At 71.2% G+C, this 18,432-nt stretch carries 14 protein-coding genes; 12 read left to right on the plus strand and 2 right to left on the minus strand.

Features of this window, described 5'->3' with window-relative positions; genetic code table 11:
* The first annotated feature begins 4 nt into the window (after window positions 1–4).
* Genes ACIQTT_RS15715 through ACIQTT_RS15745 form a run of 7 tightly spaced genes read left to right on the plus strand, consistent with a single transcriptional unit; the run spans window position 5 to window position 7,432 of the window.
* Window positions 5–1,639, plus strand: a complete 1,635-nt coding sequence (locus ACIQTT_RS15715) for a TIGR04028 family ABC transporter substrate-binding protein (protein WP_402792118.1) — start codon at window positions 5–7, stop codon at window positions 1,637–1,639.
* Window positions 1,639–2,640, plus strand: a complete 1,002-nt coding sequence (locus tag ACIQTT_RS15720) for an ABC transporter permease (protein WP_402792120.1) — start codon at window positions 1,639–1,641, stop codon at window positions 2,638–2,640. Before ACIQTT_RS15715 ends, ACIQTT_RS15720 begins: the two co-directional genes overlap by 1 nt.
* Window positions 2,637–3,575 (plus strand): ABC transporter permease, encoded by a 939-nt coding sequence (locus ACIQTT_RS15725; RefSeq protein ID WP_402792123.1) that lies wholly within the window; start codon window positions 2,637–2,639, stop codon window positions 3,573–3,575. Before ACIQTT_RS15720 ends, ACIQTT_RS15725 begins: the two co-directional genes overlap by 4 nt.
* Window positions 3,572–5,197, plus strand: a complete 1,626-nt coding sequence (locus ACIQTT_RS15730; protein ID WP_402792126.1) for a dipeptide ABC transporter ATP-binding protein — start codon at window positions 3,572–3,574, stop codon at window positions 5,195–5,197. The genes ACIQTT_RS15725 and ACIQTT_RS15730 overlap by 4 nt, the downstream gene beginning before the upstream one ends.
* Complete coding sequence (locus ACIQTT_RS15735; protein WP_402792128.1) at window positions 5,194–6,234, plus strand: putative FMN-dependent luciferase-like monooxygenase; 1,041 nt, start codon at window positions 5,194–5,196, stop codon at window positions 6,232–6,234. The genes ACIQTT_RS15730 and ACIQTT_RS15735 overlap by 4 nt, the downstream gene beginning before the upstream one ends.
* A complete protein-coding gene (locus ACIQTT_RS15740; RefSeq protein ID WP_402792130.1) occupies window positions 6,231–6,803 on the plus strand; it encodes a CMD domain protein in 573 nt (190 codons plus the stop codon). Before ACIQTT_RS15735 ends, ACIQTT_RS15740 begins: the two co-directional genes overlap by 4 nt.
* Window positions 6,800–7,432, plus strand: a complete 633-nt coding sequence (locus ACIQTT_RS15745) for an alkylhydroperoxidase domain protein (protein WP_402792132.1) — start codon at window positions 6,800–6,802, stop codon at window positions 7,430–7,432. The genes ACIQTT_RS15740 and ACIQTT_RS15745 overlap by 4 nt, the downstream gene beginning before the upstream one ends.
* Before the next feature lie 113 nt (window positions 7,433–7,545).
* On the opposite strand, the gene ACIQTT_RS15750 is transcribed toward ACIQTT_RS15745, so the two are convergent.
* Complete coding sequence (locus ACIQTT_RS15750) at window positions 7,546–8,487, minus strand: zinc-binding alcohol dehydrogenase family protein (RefSeq protein WP_402792134.1); 942 nt, start codon at window positions 8,485–8,487, stop codon at window positions 7,546–7,548.
* Window positions 8,488–8,519: 32 nt separating this feature from the next.
* Entirely contained in the window at window positions 8,520–12,458 is a 3,939-nt protein-coding gene (gene hrpA / locus ACIQTT_RS15755; RefSeq protein ID WP_402792137.1) for an ATP-dependent RNA helicase HrpA, read from the minus strand.
* Between the two features lie 44 nt (window positions 12,459–12,502).
* Between hrpA and ACIQTT_RS15760 the strand changes: the two genes are divergently transcribed.
* The 5 genes from ACIQTT_RS15760 (at window position 12,503) to ACIQTT_RS15780 (ending at window position 18,422) form a co-directional block, all read left to right on the plus strand.
* Window positions 12,503–13,693, plus strand: a complete 1,191-nt coding sequence (locus tag ACIQTT_RS15760) for a heparan-alpha-glucosaminide N-acetyltransferase domain-containing protein (RefSeq protein ID WP_402792140.1) — start codon at window positions 12,503–12,505, stop codon at window positions 13,691–13,693.
* Entirely contained in the window at window positions 13,690–14,526 is an 837-nt protein-coding gene (locus ACIQTT_RS15765) for an aldo/keto reductase (protein ID WP_402792141.1), read from the plus strand. Before ACIQTT_RS15760 ends, ACIQTT_RS15765 begins: the two co-directional genes overlap by 4 nt.
* Before the next feature lie 89 nt (window positions 14,527–14,615).
* Window positions 14,616–15,185, plus strand: coding sequence for an FMN reductase (gene msuE, locus ACIQTT_RS15770; RefSeq protein WP_402792143.1), 570 nt, complete (start codon window positions 14,616–14,618; stop codon window positions 15,183–15,185).
* Between the two features lie 45 nt (window positions 15,186–15,230).
* The gene (locus ACIQTT_RS15775; RefSeq protein ID WP_402792146.1) at window positions 15,231–17,042 is read left to right on the plus strand and encodes a thioredoxin domain-containing protein; all 1,812 of its coding nucleotides are present in this window, start codon (window positions 15,231–15,233) and stop codon (window positions 17,040–17,042) included.
* 9 nt (window positions 17,043–17,051) lie between these two features.
* Window positions 17,052–18,422 carry an amino acid permease gene (locus tag ACIQTT_RS15780; protein ID WP_402792148.1) on the plus strand — a complete coding sequence of 457 codons (1,371 nt, stop codon included), beginning with the start codon at window positions 17,052–17,054 and terminating at the stop codon, window positions 18,420–18,422.
* Window positions 18,423–18,432 lie beyond the last annotated feature (10 nt).

Raw genomic sequence — 18,432 nt, forward strand, 5'->3', positions numbered from 1 at the left:
TCGCATGACACGTCGCATCACCCGCGTCGCCGCCCTCGTACTCCCGTTCGCCCTCGCGGCGAGCCTCGTCGCCTGCTCCTCGTCGCAGGCCCCGTCCGACGTGCCCATCGAGGCGGGCGACCCCGTCGAGGGAGGCACGCTCACCTACCTCGAGCACCAGGCGTACACGAACCTCTACCCGCCGCAGGCCGGCTTCTACCCCAACGGCGGCATCGTCAACAACATCGCCGCCCGCCTCACATGGCAGAACCCCGAGACGCTCGAGATCGAGCCGTGGATCGCGGCCGACTGGACCGTGAACGACGACGCCACCGAGTACACCTTCGATCTCAAGCCCGACGTGACGTTCTCGGACGGCACCCCGGTCGACGCCGCGGTCGTGGCGAAGAACTTCGACACCTACGGCCTCGGCGACGCCGATCGCGGACTCACGATCTCCGAGGCGATCAACAACTACGCCAGCAGCGAGGTCGTCGACGACGACACCGTGACGTTCCGCTTCACGGCGCCGTCGCCCGGATTCCTGCAGGCGACCTCGACGATCAACTCGGGGCTGCTGTCGTCCGACACGCTCGACGGCACGATCGAGGACTTCGGGGCGGGCAACGCCGCCGACATCGTCGGCGCGGGCCCCTTCACCGTCTCGGACGAGAAGCTCGGCACCGAGTACACGCTCGCCGCGCGCGAGGACTACGCCTGGGCGCCGGAAAGCGCCGAGAACCAGGGTCGTCCCTACCTCGACGCCGTGCACGTGCTCATCACCCCCGAGGATTCCGTGCGCATCGGCTCACTGCTCTCGGGTCAGGCCGACTACGTGCGCTACGTGCAGGCGTTCGACGAGGACCGCGTCGAGGCCGCGGGTTTCACGCTCTACGCCCCGCAGACCCGCGGCGTGAACAACTCGATCGCGCTGCGCCCCGAGAACCCGCTGCTCGCAGACATCCGCGTGCGCCAGGCGATCATCGCCGGCGTCGACGCGCAGGAGGTCGTCGACACGCTCTTCACCGAGAACTACCCGGTGGCGACGTCGGTGCTCTCGTCGCAGGCGCTGGGCTACAAGGACGAGTCGGAGCACTACGCGTACGACCCCGAGAAGGCCGAGGAGCTGCTCGACGAGGCCGGGTGGGAGCCCGGAGCCGACGGCATCCGCGAGAAGGACGGCGAGCGCCTGTCGATCACCGTCTACGAGGCCAAGCCGCAGCCGCTGTCGAAGCAGTCGCTCGAACTGGTCGGCCAGCAGCTCGCGAAGATCGGCGTCGAACTGACCGTCAAGCCCGGCGACGCCGGCACCTACGCCGAAGACACGCGCGACCCGCTCAAGACCGGCTTCTACCACTCGATGGTCGGCCGGGCCGATCTCGACGTGATCAAGAGCCAGTACTTCACGAAGAACCGCGACGTGCTGATCTCGCAGGACGCCGAACTCGACGCGCTGCTGCTCGCGATCGCCTCCGAGCCCGACGCCGACGAGCGCGTCGCGGCCACCGAGGCCGCGCAGGACTACATCGCCGAGCAGGCGTACGTGATCCCGCTGTTCGAGGAGCCGCAGGTGTACGGCGCCGCCACCTACGTGCAGGGCGTGGACTTCGAGTCCGTCGCCCGTCCGACGTTCTCGGGCGTCTGGCTGCAGGAGCACTGATGACCTTCGTCCTCCGACGAGCCGGGCAGGCCGCGATCGTTCTGATCGCGGCCTTCACGGCCACCTTCTTCCTGCTGCAGCTGCTGCCGGGCGACGCGATCCTGATCAAGTTCTCGGACCCGAGCCTCGGGCTCTCTCCCGAACAGCTCGACAGCATCCGCGCCACCTACGGGGCGGACCTGCCCTGGTGGGAGCAGTACCTGCACGCGGGACTGGGGTTCCTCGCGGGGGACTTCGGCTATTCGACCCAGTTCGGCACCCCGGTGCTGACGATGCTCGCCGAGGCGCTGCCGCAGACGCTGCTGCTCGCCTCGCTGGGCCTCGTGGTCGCGCTGCTGATCGCGGTGCTCGTCGCGGGCCTGTCGTCGCTGTCGCCGTTCGGGTGGCTGCGCGACGGTCTGCGACAGGTGCCGGGGCTCTTCGTCGCGGTGCCGGTGTTCTGGCTCGGCATCCTGCTCATCCAGGTCTTCTCGTTCGGGCTCGGCTGGGTGCCGGTCGTAGGTGCGGATCCGGTGAGCGGCCTGATCCTTCCCGTGCTCACGCTCGCGGTGCCGATCTCGGCTCCGCTGGCGCAGGTGCTCGTGCGCGCGATCGATCAGGTGCAGGCGCAACCCTTCATCACGGTGGTGCGCGCCAAGGGGGCGCCGCCTGTGTGGGTGCTCACGCGCTCCGTGGCCCGCAACGCCGCTCTGCCGGTGCTCACGATCGCCGGCGTGCTGTTCGGTGAGTTGGTCGGCGGGGCGGTCGTGACCGAAACGGTGTTCGGCCGCTCGGGCGTCGGCCGGCTCACCGAGCAAGCCGTCGCCAACCAGGACATCCCGGTGCTGCAGGGCGTCGTGCTGCTGTCGGCGCTCGGGTTCGTCATCATCAGCTTCGCCGTCGACCTCGTCACGCCGCTCATCGATCCGCGGCAGCGACGAACGGCCCGCACGCGGCCGCGACGGGCATCCGCCGCGTCGCCGGCCGCGCCCTCCCCGACCACCCAGGAGGTCCCCGCATGACCGTCTCCGTCTCGCCTCCCGATACAGAGAACGCCGATACAGAGAACGCCGACACGGAGAACGCCCTCATCGAGCAGACGGCCGAACAGACGGATGCCGCGGCCCCCGAATCCTCGCGGCGACGCCGACGCTGGTCACCGCGCGCGCGTCCGTGGGGGCTGTACCTCTCGTTCCTCGTCGTCGCGCTCGCCGTGCTGTGGGCCGTGGTGCCCGGGGTCTTCGCGCCGGGCAGCCCGATCGATGCGGTGCCGGCCGACAAGCTGCTGCCGCCGAGCGCTGCGCACTGGTTCGGCACCGACACCCTCGGCCGCGACCTCTTCGGCCGTGTCGTGCACGGCGCCGTCCATTCGCTCTCCGGCGCTCTGATCGCGGTGACCGTCGGCCTCGCCCTCGGCACCCTCATCGGTGCGGTCGCGGGGGCGCTGGGCGGAGTGATCGACGACATCCTCATGCGGGTCGTCGACGTTCTCCTCGCGATCCCGGGCCTGCTGCTCTCGCTGTCGGTGATCATCCTGCTCGGGTTCGGCACCGTGAACGCGGCCATCGCCGTGGGTCTCGGCAGCGTCGCGGCGTTCGCGCGTCTCATGCGCGCCGAGGTCGCGCGAGTGCGCCGCACCGAGTACGTCGAAGCCGCGTACGGCAGCGGCGGCACCTTCGTCACCGTGCTGCGGCGGCACGTGCTGCCCAACTCGCTCACCCCGATCGCCGCGCTCGCCGCCCTGCAGTTCGGCACCGCGATCCTCGCGATCTCCACCCTCGGCTTCCTCGGCTACGGCGCCCCACCGCCCACCCCCGAGTGGGGTCTGCTGATCGCCGAGGGCCGCAACTACGTCGCGACCGCCTGGTGGCTCACCGCGCTGCCCGGCCTCGTGGTCGTGGCCGTCGTGCTCAGCGCCAACAGGATCAGCCACCGGCTGGGAAGGAACGTCCGATGAGTGCGTCCGCTGTTCTCTCCGTGCAGGATCTCACGGTCGGCTACGGCGCCCGCGAGGTCGTCCACGGCGTCTCGTTCGAGATCGCCGAGGGTGAGACCCTCGCCCTCGTGGGCGAGTCGGGATCGGGCAAGTCCACGACCGCGCACGCGATCCTGGGTCTGCTCCCCGCCGGGGGACGGGTCGACGGCGGCAGCGTACGCCTCGGCGAACTCGAGATCGCCGGCTGGAGCGACCGTGCCCTGCGCGGCATCCGCGGTCCGGAGATCGGTCTCGTGCCGCAGGATCCGGTGACCTCGCTCGATCCGGTGCGTCCGATCGGTGCGCAGGTCGAGGAGATCCTGCGGCTGCACGGCCACCGCGATCGCCGGGCCCACCGCGCGCGGGTGATCGAACTGCTCGACCGGGTCGGCATCGACGATCCGGCGCTGCGCGCCCAGCAGTACCCGCACGAGCTCTCCGGCGGCATGCGGCAGCGCGTGCTGATCGCGACGGCGATCGCCCTGCGACCCCGACTGCTGATCGCCGATGAACCGACGAGTGCGCTGGATGCCACGGTGCAGCGCCGTGTGCTCGACCTGCTCGACGAGCTGCGCGAGGAGGAGGGCACCAGCATCCTGCTCGTCACCCACGACCTGGGTGTCGCGGCCGATCGCGCGCAGCGGATCGTCGTGCTCAAGGACGGCCGCATCGTCGAGCAGGGTGCGAGCGGGCGGGTGCTGGAGGCGCCGACGGATGCCTACACCCGCCAGCTCCTCGCCGACGCTCCCGCGTTCACGACGGGCTTCCGGCGCCCCGAGGCGCCGCCGTTCCTGCGCGATGCGGCGGCGGTCGCGGCCGAGAAGCCGTATGCGATCGTGGCCCAGAACCTGGTCAAGGAGTTCCGGGTGGCGGGGCGGGAGCGCTTCTGCGCCGTCGACGACGTGTCGTTCCGGGTGCGCAAGGGCACCACGCACGCGCTGGTGGGGGAGTCCGGCTCCGGCAAGACCACGACCGCGCGCCTGGTCACGCGGTTCCTGCAGCCGGATCACGGCACGATCGAGGTCGACGGCGTGGATGTGACCGATGCGTCACGGGAGCGCCTGCGGGCGCTGCGCCGGCGCATCCAGCTCGTCTACCAGAACCCGTTCGCCTCGCTCGATCCGCGGCAGCGCGTGGTCGACATCGTCGCCGAGCCGCTGCAGAGCTTCCGCGTGGGCAGCAGTGCCGAGCGGCGGGAGCGAGCCCTCGCCCTGCTCGATCGGGTCTCGCTGCCGCAGGATCTCGCGCAGCGCCGACCGAGCGAGTTGTCGGGCGGTCAGCGCCAGCGCGTCGCGATCGCCCGCGCGCTGGCGATCGACCCCGAGATCGTCGTGCTCGACGAGGCGGTCTCCGCTCTCGACGTCACGGTGCAGGCCCGCATCCTCGAGCTGCTCGCCTCGCTGCAGAGCGAGCTCGGGCTCACCTACCTCTTCATCTCGCACGACCTCGCGGTCGTCCGCCGCATCAGTCACACGGTCTCGGTGATGCGTCACGGGCGCATCGTCGAGGAGGGCGCGACCGAGGAACTCTTCCACGACCCCCAGCACGACTACACCCGGGAACTGCTCGCCGCGGTCCCCGGCAGAACGGAGGTGCCCGCATGACGGCATCCGCTCCCACCGTCGCCTTCTTCACGCGGCTGCTCGACGATGCGCCACCGTCCGAGCGGTACGCGCTCGCGACCGCGCAGATCCAGCACGCGGAACGGCACGGGATCGGCCGCGCCTGGGTCGCCCAGCACCACTTCCACGCCGCGGAGGGCGGGCTGCCCTCGCCGCTCGTGTTCCTCGCGCACGTCGCCGCGCAGACCGCGCGCATCCGCCTCGGAACCGGAGTGGTGACGCTGCCGTTGGAGGATCCGGTGCGGGTCGCGGAGGATGCCGCCGTCGCCGATCTGCTCTCGGGCGGGCGGGTCGATCTCGGTCTCGGCAGCGGCGGCACCCCGTCGTCGTTCGTGCCCTTCGGGGAGGACGTGCGCGCGAAGGCCGCCACCTACGACCGCAAGCTCCAGGTACTGGTCGACGCGCTGGAGGGGCGCGACGTCGGTGCGGGCAACGCGATCTATCCCGACACCTCCACGCTCGCCGAACGCGTCTGGCAGGCGACCTTCTCGGCCCCCGGTGGTCATCGCGCCGGCATCCGCGGGCACGGACTGCTGCTCTCGCGCACCCAGCCGCGCTCGGCGGAGGCGCCGCATGCGCCACTGTCGGCGCTGCAGGATCTGATCATCGACACCTATCTCGCCGCGCTGCCCGACGGCGTCGCCCCGCGCATCACGGCGTCGCGCACGGTGTTCGTCGCCGACGACCGTGCCGAGGCGCTGCGCTTCGCCGAGGTCGGGCTGCGCCGCGCCGCCGAGGGGTTCCGCGCGCAGGGGCAGAGGATCCCGGGCGACAGCCTCGACGAGCTGATCACGTCGCTCGACACCCACCTCGGCACGCCCGAGCAGGTGGCCGAGTCGCTCGCCGCCGACACCACCCTCGCCCGGGCGACCGAGGTCGCCTTCCAGGTGCATTCCGTCGATGCCCCGCACGAGCACGTGCTGCGCTCGATCGAGCTCTTCGCGGGCGAGGTCGCCCCGGCTCTCGGCTATTCCGTGTCCCAGACGCTCACATCCCACACACTCGAGGAGAACAAATGACTCAGGACGTCGTCGACCGGATCGTGGGGGTGACGCCGGAGCTGGATGCTCTGCGACGCCGTCGCCCCGTCACCCGCGATCAGCTGCAGGCGAGCTTCGATGCGCTGTTCGCACCCGTCTCGGATGCGGAGGTGTCACAGGCCGAGCGCGAGATCGTCGCGGCGTTCACGACGGCTCTCGCCGGCGCCGACCCGACGGCGGCGTTCTACGCCGCGCGGGCACAGGAGGCGGATGCCGAGCGCTCGGCGGTCGCGCTCGCCGAGGCCGCGTCCGCCGCGGTCACGGGTCCCTTCGGCGCGTACACCGAGCTGGGTCTGCAGTCCGAGAACACCGATGGATCGCGCTACACCCCGTTGGATGCCGCGGTCGCCGCTCTCGGGGAGCGCCTCGCCGCGGCCCTCGCGCACGCGCACCTGCTCGTGCTGCGCCCGCGCGAGGCCTCCGGAGACGACCTGGGTCGTCTCGTCGAAGCGGGGTGGTCGGCCGACGGCATCGTCACCCTCTCGCAGCTCGTCTCGTTCCTCGCGTTCCAGCAGCGCGTCGTCACCGGATTGAAGGTTCTCGCATGACATCTCCGACCTCTGTCGATGCTCGTACGGCCAGCCCGTTGCGGCACGCCGATTCGCCGCATCCGCACGCGTTCACGCGCGCGAACGTCGGGTGGACACCGCATCTCGCCCCGCTCGCGGTCGAGGAGCTGACCGATCGACACTACGAGGGTTTGGTCGATGCGGCGCGCGCGAAGAACGACTACTTCCGGCTGCTCGCGCGTGATCCCGAGGTGCTCAAGGCCCGCACGCTCGTCGACAACGACATCTTCTACAACGTCGCGGAGGGGTTGCCGCGCGCCGATCGCGAGCTCGCCGCGACGGCCACCTCGCGTCGCAACGGGTGCGTCTTCTGCGCCTCGGTGCACTCCCGCTTCGCAGCGCACCACGGCAAGCGTCCCGACGATGTCGACCTTCTGCTCGACGAGGGCGTGGGGGCGGATCTCGGGGAGCGGTGGAACGCGATCGTCGCGGCATCCGTCGCGCTGACCGACACCCCCAGCTCCTTCGGGGTGGCCGAGGTCGAGCGGCTGCGCGCCGTGGGGCTCGACGATCTCGAGATCGCCGACGTCATCCACGGCGCGGCGTTCTTCAACTGGGCGAACCGCCTGATGCTGTCGATCGGCCGGGCGGTCGCGCCGAGCGACTGAGGTCAGACGGCCGTGGCGGCGTCAGTTTGCAGGACGGGATGACAGATGTCGGACATTTTCACGAGATATGTCCGACAACTGTCCTCCCGTCCTGCAGTTTGCGCGTTCCCTGCCTACGGCACCAGCACGATCTTGCCCGCGACGTGCGCCTCGACGAGCTCGTGGGCCCGGGCGGCCTCGGCGAGGGGCAGTTCGGGTCCGAGCTCGATCACGAAGTCGCCGCTGGCGAGGAGTTCGATGGTCTTCGGCAGCGCCTCGGCGCGCCAGGCCTGCTCCTCGTCGGTGAGCGGGACCGGCGAGCCGCCCGAGAAGGCGCGGATGCCGAACGACGCCGCGTCCGGTCCGCGAACGATCGTGCCGATGCGGTCGCGGTCGGCGACGAGAGCGAGTGACACCTCGATGGCCTCGTCGGTGCCGGCGCCGTCGAACACGACGGTGACGTCGGACGGTGCCGCCTCGCGCACACGCTCGAGCAGGCCGTCGCCGTAGGCCACCGGGATCGCGCCGAGGTCGCGCAGCTGTTCGTGGCGCGCGGGGCTGGCGGTCGCGATCACGGTCGCGCCCCACGCCACGGCGAACTGCACGGCGGCCTGGCCGACGGCGCCCGAGCCCGCGTGCACGAGCAGCACGTCGTCGGGTCCCACGGCGAGCGAGCGCAGCACCTGGTAGGCGGTGCCGGCGGGGATGCCGATGCCGGCGCCCTCTGCGGCTGTCACCGAGTCGGGCAGGAGGGCGAGGTTCTCGGGGCGCACGAGCAGGGCGGACGCGTAGGTGCCGTGGGCGTCGCGGATCGCGACCCGGTCGCCGACGGCGAAGCCTTCGACGCCGTCGCCGACCTGATCGACGACGCCGGCGCCGTCGAAGCCGACCGGGCGGGGCTCGGTGATGGGCGGCGAGGGGCGGCGTCCGCCGCGGATCTTCGCGTCGATCGGGTTGACCCCCGCGGCCTCGATGCGCACCACGATCTCGCCGGGACCGGCGAGGGGATCGGGCACCTCGGTGAGGTGGAGGACGTCGGGGGAGCCGATTTCGGTGTAGACGATCGCGCGAGCCATGGATTCAGGCTACCCGGCGCCAGTTTCCCGCCCTACTTCCCCGCCAGCGCCTTCATGATGCGCTGCGGCGACACCGGCTGCGCGGTGCCGAGGCGCTGGGCGAAGACGCTCACGCGGTACTCCTCGAGCAGCCACCGGGTCTCGACGAGCGACGGAGCGGCACCGCGGGGGAGCGGGATCGTGCCCCCGGCATCCTCGTAGGCCTTCGCCATCCGCTCGTACTCGGTCATGCGGGTGCGGTCCTTACCGGGCTCCGACGAGAGGGTCTTCAACCGGTCGACCATGCCGCTGAGGTATCGGGGGAAGTGCGCGATCCGGTCGACCCCGGCGGCCGACACGAAGCCCGCATGCAGGAGCCCGCTCAGCTGCGTGCGGATGTCGTTCAACGGCCCGAGGAGCGCGAGAGAGTTCTGCGACTTGATGCCGCGTTCGACGTCGCGCGACTGCGTGAGGATGCGGGCGACGAGTGAGACGCACGCGAACAGCTCGTCGACGAGCGCGGCCGACACGGCATCCCGCACTCGCCCGAACTCGGCTTCGGTGCGCACGATGCCGACACCGCCGGTCGCTGAGCCTGTCGAAGCGTCGATCACCTTCCTGGCCACCGCCGCACGGCAGTCCTCGATGAGCGCGGCCGCCGACGGGTACGGCGAAGCCGCGAGGGCGAGCTTCTCCTGACTGGTGAGGTGCTGCTGCACGTACGACGAGGGCGACGGCACGGCCAGCAGCACGAGGCGCAGCACGCCGTCGCGGGTGGCGTCGGCCGCGGCATCCGCCGACGACTCCACGCGCACCGCGACGCTCTTACCCTCGTCGACGATCGCGGGGTAGCCGCGCACGACGCCACCGGCGACGCGCGTGTCGAGCACCTCGGGAAGGTCGCCGAACGTCCAGGCGGTGAGACCCGCCTGCTCGATCGGACCCCGAGCGGATGCCGCGGCCACCGCCTCGGAACCGCCCTGCCCGCGCGGCCCGCGTTCGGGCTTCGCGATCGAGCGTGCGACGCTGCTGCGGGCGCGATCGGAGAGATCCGCCTGCAGGGTCGAGAGATCACGGCTGGACCCGGCCACGCGCCCGCGTTCGTCGACCGCGCGGAAGTTCATGCGCAGGTGCGCGGGCACACGCTCGTCCTCGAAGTCGGCGGCCGAGACGAGCTGGTTCGCGAGCGGCTGGATCAGGCGCGCGAGCGCCTCCTTCAACGACCTGCTCGGGCGGCCGTCGTGGTCCTCGGGGCCCTGACCCGCGAGCTCGGCGCCGAACTTGTCGGCCCAGTCGGCGGCGGGCGCGACGTGGCGGCGGATCGCCTTGGGCAGCGCACGCAGCAGGCCCGTGATGAGTTCGGCGCGCAGACCCGGCACCTGCCAGTCGAAGCCGGTGTCCTCGATCTGCGCGAGCAGGGCGAGCGGCACGACCACGCTCACGCCGTCATCGGCGGCGCCCGGCTCGAACCGGTAGGCGAGGCCGAGCACCTGGTCGCCCTGCGTCCAGCGGGTGGGGAACTCGCTCTGCGAGGCTCGCCCGTCGTCGTCGATCAGGTCGGCCTCGCGCATGACGAGGAGCTTCGGCGTCGAGGCCAGCGCCTCCCGCCACCAGGTCTCGAACGATCGCACGTCGAAGACCTCGGCCGGGATGCGCTCGTCGTAGAAACGGAACACCGCCTCGTCGCCGGCGAGGATGTCGCGGCGGCGTTCGCGCTCCTCGAGCTTCTCGAGTCGCTTGCGCAGCTCGGCGTTGCTGCGCCAGAACGCGCTCACGCGCTTGTCGATGCGGCTCGGATCCCACTCGCCCTCGACGAGTGCGTGCCGCACGAACAGCTCGCGTGAGGCGGCGCGGTCGATGCGGGCGAACTGCACGCGTCGACGCGGGATGATCTCGAGGCCGAACAGCGTCACCTTCTCGTAGGCGACGGCGGCGCCGGCATCCTTCGACCAGTGCGGCTCGGTGACCTGACGCTTGGCGAGGTCGCCGGCGAGCGGTTCGGCCCACGCCGGATCGATCGCGGCGACGGTGCGGGCGAAGGTGCGCGAGGTCTCGACGATCTCGGCGGCGATGACCGCGCGCGGGCTCTTCTTGCGCAGACCCGACCCCGGGAAGATCGAGAAGCGGATGCCGCGCGCGCCGCGATACTCCGCGATGCGGCGCCCCTTGTCCTTCGCGGGTGCATGCGTCTTGCCGGCGGGGGCGGTGCGCTCGTCGAGCAGGCCGATCTGCGAGAGGAGCCCCGAGAGGATCGCCCGGTGGATCGCATCGGGATCGCTGCTGCCGTCGCCCTTCGGCTCGGCGCTCTTCACCAGCGTCTTGAGCTGGCGGTGCACGTCGAACCACTCCCGCACGCGCACGTAGTTGAGGTGCTCGGAGCGGCAGAGGCGGCGGAACGCGCTGGATCCGAGTTCGCGCTGCTGCTCGCGCAGGTGGTTCCAGAGGTTGAGCAGGGTGACGAAGTCGCTCGTCGGGTCGACGAAGCGCGCGTGCAGTCGGTCGGCCTCCTCGCGGCGCTCCTCCGGTCGCTCGCGGACGTCCTGGATCGTCATGCCCGAGACGATCGGCAGTAGATCGTGGGTGACGCCGTGTCGCCCGGCCTCGATCAGCATGCGGGCGAAGCGCGGGTCGATCGGCATGCGCGAGATGTCGCGGCCGATGCGCGTGAGGTGCGGGGACCCGTCGCGCCGCGACGGTTCGACCGCACCGAGTTCGGTGAGCAGGTCGAACGCCGCCTTGACACCGCGCGAGTCGGGCGGGGTGAGGAAGGGGAAGTCCGAGATGTCGCCGAATCCGAGCGACAGCATCTGCAGGATGACGGAGGCGAGCGAGGTGCGCAGGATCTCGGGCTCGGTGAACTCCGGCCGCTTGGCGAAGTCGTCCTCCGAGTACAGGCGGATCGCGATGCCGTCGCTCGTGCGACCGGCGCGACCGGAGCGTTGGTTCGCGGATGCCTGTGAGATCGCCTCGATCGGCAGGCGCTGCACCTTCGATCGGTTGCTGTAGCGCGAGATGCGGGCCGTGCCGGTGTCGATCACATAGCGGATGCCGGGAACCGTGAGGCTCGTCTCGGCGACGTTCGTCGCGAGGATGACGCGGCGGCGCACACCCGCGACCCGACTGCGCTCGAAGACGCGGTGCTGTTCGGCGGCGGAGAGGCGTCCGTAGAGGGGGAGCACCTCGGTGGGGGAGCGGTCCTTCGAATACGCGCCCCGCACGGCGTCGGCGGCGTCGCGGATCTCGGCTTCGCCGGGGAGGAACACCAGCACGTCCCCGGGCTCCTCGCGGTCGAGTTCGCGGAGGGCCGCGACGATCGCGGAGACCTCGTCCTCGGGCCCTTCGACAGGCTCAGGGACCCATGAAGGGGCATCCGTCTCGTCGTCGCCGTCGGCGACCAGCGGACGGTAGCGGATCTCGACCGGGTAGGTGCGGCCGGAGACCTCGATGATCGGCGGAGTAGCGCCCGGGCGCGAGAAGTGCTTCGCGAAGCTCTCGGGGTCGATCGTCGCCGAGGTGATGATCACTTTGAGGTCGGGGCGTTCGGGCAGGATGCGCGCGAGGTAGCCGAGCAGGAAGTCGACGTTGAGGGAGCGCTCGTGCGCCTCGTCGATGATGATCGTGTCGTAGCGGGTGAGCAGCCGGTCGCGGTGGATCTCGTTGAGCAGGATGCCGTCGGTCATCAGCGCGATGCGGGTGTCGTCGGACACCTTGTCGGTGAAGCGCACCTTGTAGCCGACGAGGGTGCCCAGCTCGACCTGGAGTTCTTCGGCGACGCGCTCCGCGATCGTGCGGGCGGCGAGACGTCGCGGCTGCGTGTGCGCGATGCGCTCGCGCCCCAGTTCGAGGGCGATCTTGGGGAGCTGCGTGGTCTTGCCCGAACCCGTCGCACCGGCCACGATCACGACCTGGTGGTCGCGGATGGCGTCGGCGATCTCCGCCCGGGCCGCGCTGACGGGCAGCTCCGGGGGGAAGGAGATCACGGGAGAGGACATAGCCCTTCATCGTATGCCGACCTCGACCCCCTACGATGCATCGGGTGACCACCGTTCCGCCTTCCCTCAGCGCTCCCGTGCGCTGGTTCCGCGAGTTCGGCCGCCCGCCGCGCATCCTCGGCCTCGACGTGGCCCGCGGCCTCGCGATCCTCGGCATGGCCGGAGCGCACATCGGCGAGACGTCGACGTTCGACTGGCTCGACCCGGCGACCTGGACCGACCTCGTGCACGGGCGCTCCTCGATCCTCTTCGCCGTACTCGCGGGGGTGTCGATCGCCCTGATGACCGGTCGCAGCGCGCTGCCCGACCCCGCCCGGTTGCCCGGCATCCGTCTCGGGCTCATCGGCCGCGGTGCCGTGATCTTCCTCATCGGCCTCGCCCTCGAGTTCCTCAACACCCCGATCGCGGTGATCCTCACCCTCTACGGGCTGCTCTACGTCGCCGTCCTCCCGTTCCTGCGGTGGAAGCCGTGGCAGCTGCTGCTCGGCGCCGGCGTGCTCGCGCTCGCGGGGCCCGCGCTGCTCGCGCTGCTCGGTGCCGTCACGCTGAATCCTTTCGGGGCGGGCATCGGTTTCGTGCTGTACGGCAGCTACCCGATCACGGTGTGGATGGCGTTCGTGCTCGGGGGCATGGCGCTCGGGCGCCTGCACGTCGCGACCGTGCGCACCGCGGTGATCGCCCTGGCCTGCGGCATCGCACTGGCGATCGTCGGCTACGGTCTCGGCGCCGTCGGGAGCGATGTCGTGCGCGGCTTCGAGTCGGGCTCGTCGTTCGAAGATCCGCCCGCGTCGGGGTGGCCCGGCTACGCCGACGCGCTCGCACAGGCCGATCCGCTCGGGGCGCTGCTGCACGCGGTCTTCGCCGTCGAGCCGCACAGCGGTGGCACCGCCGAGATCCTGGGCTCGGGGGGTTTCGCCCTCGCCGTGATCGCTCTGTGCCTGCTGCTCAGCCGTCCGCTGCGCTGGCCGCTGCTGCCGATCGGCGCGCTCGGGTCCATGCCCCTGTCGGCATACAGCGGGCACGTACTGGCGATCGCACTGATCACCGGCCCCGGCGGGTACTACACGAGCAACGTCTTCTGGGCCGTGCTCGCGGTCGGGATGCTGCTCGTCACCACCGCCTGGTCGATCTTCGTCGGGCGGGGTCCGCTCGAGCGCCTGGTCGGTTTCGCCGCGCGCGGAATGGCGGCGGTGCCGGCCCAGCCCGACATCACGCGTCCTAGGCTGGATGCATGACGATTCCCTCTCTCGAACTCAACGACGGCACGTCCATCCCCCAGCTCGGCTACGGCGTCTTCAAGGTGCCGGCCGACGAAACCGAGCGCGCCGTGAGCGAAGCGCTCGAGATCGGCTACCGCCACATCGACACCGCAGCGATCTACGGCAACGAAGAGGGCGTCGGCGCCGCGATCGCCGCATCCGGCATCGCCCGCGACGAGCTCTACATCACCACCAAGCTCTGGAACGACCGCCACCACGACGAGGAGCCGCGCGCCGCGATCGGCGAGAGCCTCGACAAGCTCGGTCTCGAGAACGTCGACCTGTACCTGGTGCACTGGCCGACCCCCGCCAAGGACGACTACGTGCACGCGTTCGCGAAGCTCATCGAGCTGCGCGCGGCGGGCCTCACCCGCAGCATCGGCGTCTCCAACTTCCTCGTGCCGCACCTCGAGCGCGTGGTGTCCGAGACCGGCGTCACCCCCGCCGTGAACCAGATCGAGCTGCACCCGGCCTACCAGCAGCGCGACGTCGTGGCCTGGGCCGACGCGCACGGCATCAAGATCGAGGCCTGGGGCCCGCTCGGCCAGGGCAAGTACGACCTGTTCGGCACTCCGGCGGTCGCCGATGCCGCGGCAGCCCACGGTGTCACCCCCGCACAGGCGGTGCTGCGCTGGCACCTGCAGAAGGGCGTCATCGTGTTCCCGAAGTCGGTGCGCGCCGAGCGCCTTCGCGAGAACCTCGACGTCTTCGGGTTCGAGCTGACGGATGCCGAGATCGCCGCGATCGACGCCCTCGACCCGCTCGACGGCTCGGGCCGCGTCGGTGCGCACCCCGACGACGTGAACTGATCCCGTCGCGGATTCGACAGGAATCCACAGATGACGCCCCGTGTCGCCGCCCCGCGACACGGGGCGTCTTCGTGGGTACCGTCGAGGACATGACAGCTCCCTACCGCGTCGTCGCCGTGTCCGGGTCGCTCCACGAGCCCAGCAAGACGACCGCCCTCATCCGCGCGATCGCCGCCGCCGTGGCCGAGCGCACGCCGGTCGAGGTCGAGGTCATCGAGCTCACCGACATCGGACCCGACCTCGCGGGCGCGCTGAGCCGCGATCAGCTGCCGGCGCGGGTCGAGGAGAAGCTCGTCGCGATCGAGCAGGCCGATCTGCTGATCGTCGGCAGCCCCGTCTACCGTGCGTCGTTCACGGGACTCTTCAAGCACCTGTTCGACTTCGTGGGCCAGTACGAGCTCGTCGGCAAGCCGGTGCTGTTGGCGGCGACGGGCGGCGGCGAGCGCCACGCCCTCATCATCGAGCACCAGCTGCGCCCGCTGTTCGCGTTCTTCCAGGCGCTCACGCTGCCGATCGGCGTGTACGCGAGCAACACCGACTTCGACGGCTACGAGATCAACTCCGACGTGCTGCGCTCGCGCATCGACCTCGCCGCCGAGCGCGCACTGCCGCTCGTGAACTACGCGGCCTCGCAGCCCCTCGCCGCTCTCGCGATCTGACGCCGTCCCGGAGACGCCGCTGCGCAGGGCGCGTAGCGTGAGGGCATGACCAACCGGCTCGCCGACACGCTCAGCCCCTACCTCCGCGCGCACGCCGAGAACCCCGTCGACTGGTATCCGTGGGGTGAGGAGGCGTTCGCCGAGGCGCAGCGCCGCGATGTGCCGCTGATGATCTCGATCGGGTACTCCACGTGCCACTGGTGCCACGTGATGGCGCGCGAGTCCTTCGCCGATCCCGAGACGGCGTCGATCGTGAACCGCGACTTCGTGGCGGTGAAGGTCGATCGCGAGGAGCATCCCGAGGTCGACGGGGCGTACATGGCCGCGGCATCCGCCTTCACCCAGAACCTCGGCTGGCCGCTCACCGTCTTCGCGACCCCGCGTGGGCGCACGTTCTTCGCGGGCACCTACTGGCCGCCGGCGTCCCGCCCGCCGATGCCCTCATTCCGCGAGGTGCTCGCGGCGGTGCAGGAGGGGTGGACGCAGCGCCGGGCGCAGGCCGAGGAGTCGGCGGATGCCGTGATCGAGGCGCTCGCGCGCGCCGCCGAGACGACGCCCTCGGACCTGCCCGATGCCGCGGCGCTCGCGGGCGCGGCTTCGGCGATCGCCGACCGCGAGGACCCGCAGCACGGCGGTTTCGGGGGAGCGCCGAAGTTCCCCGTCGCGACGGTGCTGCGGTTCCTGCAGGCGCCGCTCGTGCGTCGTGAGAACGTGGCGGCGACGGAGGCGGGGAGGCGGGCGCTCGCCGCGATGGCCGCGAGCGATCTGCGCGACGACGTCGAGGGCGGGTTCTTCCGCTATGCGACGCAGCGCGACTGGACGGTGCCGCACTACGAGCGGATGCTCACCGACAACGCGCAACTGCTGGACGTCGCGCTGGACGACGGCGACGAGCCCACCGTGCGCGGGGTCGCCGGCTTCCTCATCGACGTCCTCGGGCGGGAGGGCGGCGGGTTCGGAGCCGCCCAGGACTCCGAGTCGTGGATCGACGGCGAGCGCAGCGAGGGCGGTTATTACCTCCGGGATGCCGCCGGGCGCCGCGGTGTCGAGCCCCCGGCCGTCGACGGCAAGGTGATCACGGGCTGGAACGGCCTCGCGATCGGCGCGCTCGCCCGAGCAGGTGCCGCTCTGGGCGAGGCATCGTGGGTCGACGCCGCCCGGCGGGCCGCGGATGCCGTGCTCACCACCAACCGCGATGCGAGCGGTGCCCTCGTGCGCGCGTCGCTCGACGGTGTGTCATCGACGGCCGTCGCGACCCCTTCCGATCTCGGTCTCCTCGCCGACGGTCTCTTCGAGCTGGCTCTCGCCACGGGGGAGGCGGAGTGGGCGATCGCCGCGCAGGGCATCGTCGATCTCGCCCTCGACGGCATCGCCGGCGATCCGCTGCTGAGCGCGCAGGGGATCGCCTCGTCGCCCGATCAGACCGACGGTGACCTTCCGTCCGGCACCGCGGCACTGGCCCAGGCCGCGCTGACCGCCTGGCGCCTCGGGGCGGGGGAACGGTATCGCGAGGCCGCCGCCTCCGTGGTGCACGCGTACGCGGCATCCGCCCTGTCCCAACCGTTCGCGCACGGCAGCCTGCTGCGCGTCGCGGCCGGGCTCGTCGATCCACCGCGGCAGATCGTGGTGGTCACCGACGATCCGGCGGGCTCACTCGCCGTCGCCGCCCGCCGTGCGGATGCCGACGTGGTCGGCGTCGTGTCTCCGACACAGGCCGAGGCGTTCGCCGCGGCCGGGTTCGAGCTCTTCGCCGGGCGCTCGGGCACGGAGGGCGTGGCCTACGACTGCCGTGGCTTCGTGTGCCTGCTGCCGGTGAGCGAGCCCCACGAATTGTCGCGCGAGAGGGTCGCCGTCTAGGGTGGCGCGGTGACCGACTCCGCCCACGCCACCCCCTCCACCGCGTCGACCTCGTTGAAGCCGGGGCTGACGCGCCGTCAGATCTCGATGATGGGGCTCGGCAGCGCGATCGGCGCCGGTCTCTTCGTCGGCTCGGGGCAGGCGATCGGTCTGGCCGGTCCCGCGGTGCTGGTCTCGTACCTCGTGGCGGGTTCCATCGTCGTGCTGGTGATGGCGATGCTCGCCGAGATGGTGGCCGCGCGCCCCAGTTCCGGCGCCTTCAGCTCGTACGCGCAGGATGCGATGGGGCGCAGCGCCGGCAGCGCGGTCGGGTGGATGTACTGGATCCAGCTCGTGGTCGTGATCGCCGCCGAGGCGACGGGCGCCGCGGGGATCGTCGCGGGGTGGGTGCCGGCCGTGCCCGCTTGGGTGTGGGTGCTGCTGTTCGTCGCCGCGTTCACCGCCATCAACCTCTTCGCGGTGAGCGGCTACGGACGGTTCGAGTTCTGGTTCGCGGCGATCAAGGTGACCGCGATCATCGTGTTCCTCGTGATCGGCGTCTGCGCGATCCTCGGGCTGTTCCCCGGGGTGCCGGCAACCGGCATCGCGCATCTCTTCGACGAGGGCGGCTTCGCCCCGAACGGCGCCGCCGGCATCGCCGCGGCCCTGCTCATCGTCGTCTTCGCGTTCGGCGGCACCGAGCTCGTCGCGATCGCCGCGGCGGAATCGGCTGATCCCGGCCGCAGCATCCGCCGGATCGTGCGCCAGGTGCTCGTGCGCATCCTCGTGTTCTACCTCGGCTCGATCTTCGTGATCGTCGCCGTGCTGCCGTGGAACACCCCGGCAGTGCTCGACGGGCCGTTCTCGGCGGTGCTCGCCACCCTGCGCCTTCCCGGCGTCGACCTGGTGATGTCGATCATCGTCGTGGTCGCGCTGCTGTCGGCCATGAACGCCAACATCTACGGCGCCTCGCGCATGGTGTTCTCCCTGGGGGAGCGCGGACTCGCGCCGCGCGCGCTCACGCGCACCACCGTGAAGGGGGTTCCCCGGATCGCTGTCGTCGCCTCGGTCGTCTTCGGCTTCGTGGCCGTCGGGCTGAACTGGGCGTTCCCCGACGTCGTGCTCCCGGTGCTGTTGAACGTGGTCGGCTCGACTCTGCTCGTGACGTGGGCGGCCGTCGCGGTGTCGCAGATCATCCTGCGTCGCCGCGCCGAGCGCATGGGCGCGGAGCTGCCGATCCGCATGTGGGGCTTCCCCTGGCTGTCGTGGCTGTGCGTCGCCCTGATCGCCGGCGTCGTCGTGCTCGCGGCGTTCGATGCCGCGGCCCGCACGCAACTGCTGCTCACGGCCGGGCTGACGCTCGCGCTCTGGGTCGTCGCGCGCCTGGCGGGCAGGCGCTGATCCGATCCCT

Origin of the sequence: Microbacterium sp. NPDC090225, assembly GCF_044772365.1 — a bacterium.
Classification (GTDB): Bacteria; Actinomycetota; Actinomycetes; order Actinomycetales; family Microbacteriaceae; genus Microbacterium.